Annotated in this window: 3 protein-coding genes; all 3 read left to right on the forward strand. The window is 63.6% G+C overall.

The annotated features are described in order from the left end of the window. A partial coding sequence (locus QOC69_RS29995; protein ID WP_526446152.1) for an MCE family protein occupies nucleotides 1–1218 on the forward strand: 1218 nt, incomplete at its 5' end. After that, nucleotides 1215–2243: an MCE family protein gene (locus QOC69_RS30000; RefSeq protein ID WP_526446153.1), complete on the forward strand. Its 1029-nt coding sequence runs from the start codon at nucleotides 1215–1217 to the stop codon at nucleotides 2241–2243. The genes QOC69_RS29995 and QOC69_RS30000, both read left to right, overlap by 4 nt. After that, nucleotides 2240–2932: MCE family protein (locus QOC69_RS30005; protein ID WP_526446154.1), on the forward strand; the 693-nt coding region annotated here is incomplete at its 3' end. The genes QOC69_RS30000 and QOC69_RS30005, both read left to right, overlap by 4 nt.

Below are 2932 nucleotides of genomic sequence, written 5' to 3' on the forward strand. Positions count from 1 at the left end.
GTCATGGAGAACGGCGCCAAGGTGAAGTTGCGCGGCGTCCAGATCGGCGAAGTCAGTTCCATCGGTAGCGATTCCAACCTGGCGTCCCTGCACTTGAAGATCGACCCAGACCCGTTCCAGTTCCTACCGAGCAACGTCGAGGCCGAGATCAAGTCCAGCACCGCGTTCGGTGCCAAGTACGTCGATCTCATCGTGCCTCCCGATGCGAGTTCCGCGCCGCTGAAGCCTGGCGCCGTGCTGCACTCCCGCAACGTGACCGTCGAGGTCAACACCGTGTTCGAGAACCTGCAGTCGGTAGTCCACTCCGTCGACCCGGCGAAACTGAACTCGGTGCTCTCAGCAGTGGCCGAATCAGTGCGCGGGAAGGGGGATCGCATCGGTCAGGCGATCACCGACGCGAACGATGTGCTACTCGCCGTGAACCCGCGGATGCAGACAGTTCGCCAGGACTGGCAGTTGTTCGGCAAGACCGCCCAGGCGTATTCGGATGCGGCGCAGGACATCTTGTCGATCCTAGACTCGTTCACGACCACCAGCGGGACGATCACGACACACGCGAAGGCACTTGACGAGCTGCTCCTATCCGCGGTCGGGTTCTCCCAATCGGGCATCGACACGATCGGCGGGAACCGGCCGAACCTGGTGCGCGCGTTGAACACACTCGATCCGACGACCGCTCTTTTGAACAAGTATTCGCCGACCTACAAGTGCCTGTTCCAGGGCGCCCGGTGGTTCCTGGAACACGGCGGCAGGGATGCGTTGGGCGGCAATGGAAAATCGGTGATCATGGACGCCGGGCTGCTGCTAGGCGATGATCCATATCGCTATCCCGACAACCTACCGATCGTCAACGCCACGGGTGGGCCAGGTGGCAAGCCGAGTTGCGGTTCGCTACCCGATGTCAGCAAGAACTTCCCGGTGAAGTATCTCGTCACCGACACGGGATTCGGTACGGGCCTTGACGTTCGGCCCAATCCCGGCATCGGCTTCCCCGGCTGGTCCAACTACTTCCCGGTCACCAAGGGTGTGCCGGAGCCGCCGAAGAACCGGTACCCGGGCGGCCCGGCACCGGGCCCATGGCCGGCCTACCCCGGGGCACCGGCTTACGGCGCACCCGAGTACGCGCCGGACGGAACACCGCTCTACCCGGGCCTGCCACAGCTGCCGGGGCCACCGCCGCCACCCGCACCGCCGGCAGCTAGCGAGGGACAGCCATGAGAGGGAGAACCGGTCGCGTCGTCACGCGGGTGGCGTTGTTCACCGTTTTGTGCCTGGTCTCGACGTTCATTCTGGTGACCGTGTTCGGGCAGTTCCGGTTCGACTCGCGCGACTCCTTTCATGCGGTGTTCACGAATGTTTCGGGCCTCAAGGGCGGCAACTTCGTCCGCATCGCCGGTGTCGAGGTCGGCAAGGTCAAGGACATGACCCTGCACAAGGACGGGACGGTCACCGTCGACTTCGCCATCGACAAGGGACTGGTTCTCACCGATGGCACCAAGGCGGCCGTGCGCTACGAGAACCTCATCGGCGACCGCTATCTGTCCCTCGAAGAGGGGCCGGGCTCGGTGCGGAAACTGCAACCGGGACAGACGATCCCGCTGGATCGGACTTCGCCTGCGCTCGACGTGGACGCTCTCATCGGGGGCTTTCGACCGCTGTTTCGGGCGTTGGACCCCGACCAGGTGAACGCGCTGTCCGGTCAGCTGCTGAAGGTCTTCCAAGGCCAGGGCGGCACCATCGCGTCGGTGCTGTCGCAGACCTCGGCGCTGACCACGACGCTGGCCGGCCGCGATCAACTCATCGGCCAGGTCATCAACAACCTGAACACCGTGCTGGGCACCTTCGCCGCCCACGATGATCAGTTCTCTCAAGGTTTGGGCAACCTGTCACAGCTCGTCCAGGAGCTGGCCGACCGCAAGACCGACATCGCAACGGGGACGGCGTACATCAACGCCGCGGCGGGATCCATCGCCGACCTCTTGACGGTCGCCCGTCAACCGATCAAGGAGGCCGTGACGCAGACGGACCGGTTCGCGGGCCAGATCATGGCCGATCACGACTTCGTCGACGATCTCGTCAAGACCCTTCCCGACGCCTATCAAGTGCTGGCCAGGAATGGTCTTTACGGCGACTACTTCGGCTTCTACCTCTGCGATGCGATTCTCAAGGTCAACGGTAAAGGCGGCCAGCCCGTGTTCGTCAAACTCGCCGGTCAAGACTCGGGACGGTGCACACCCAAATGACACGAATCAACCGAAAAATACTGTGGCGGCCGCAAATAAAGCCGCTGGCCGAGCGCAATCGGTTGGCCGTCGGTGGGGTCGGAACCCTCATTCTGATCGCCTTGGTGATCGCGGCCTTCTCCTACGACAAGATTCCATTCGTCAAGGGCACCTCCGACTACTCCGCCTACTTCGCAGAGGCCGGCGGGATCAAGTCCGGCAGTGACGTGCGGGTGTCTGGCCTCGGCGTCGGCCGGGTCTCCGACATTCGTTTGGAAGGAACGAAGGTGCTGGTGGACTTCACCGTCCGCGATGGCGTCGAGTTGGGTGCGCTGACCGAGGCCGCGATCAAGACCGAAACCGTGCTCGGTACCAAGTTCCTCGAAGTGACCCCGCGCGGCGACGGCAACCTCACCGGCACGATCCCGCTCGAGCGGACCACTTCTCCCTACGACCTGCCCAGCGCATTGGGCGACTTGACCTCCACCATCAGCGCTCTGGATACCACGCAGCTGTCCTCGGCGCTCACCACGTTGGCGGACACCTTCAAGGACACCCCGCCCGACTTGAAGATCGCGCTGGAGGGAGTGGCACGGTTCTCCGACACCCTCAACACCCGTGACGCGCAGCTGCGCAACTTGCTGGCCAACGCGAACAAGGTCACCGCAGTGCTGGCCAAGCGCAGCGATCAGATTGCCAGCCTGGTCGTC

This window comes from Mycobacterium sp. (assembly GCF_032162105.1).
Taxonomy (GTDB): domain Bacteria; phylum Actinomycetota; class Actinomycetes; order Mycobacteriales; family Mycobacteriaceae; genus Mycobacterium.

Bases quoted from the DNA above. Each gene is read 5' to 3' on its own strand.
- QOC69_RS30000 (WP_526446153.1), top strand. From the start codon at position 1,215: ATGAGAGGGAGAACCGGTCGCGTCGTCACGCGGGTGGCGTTGTTCACC.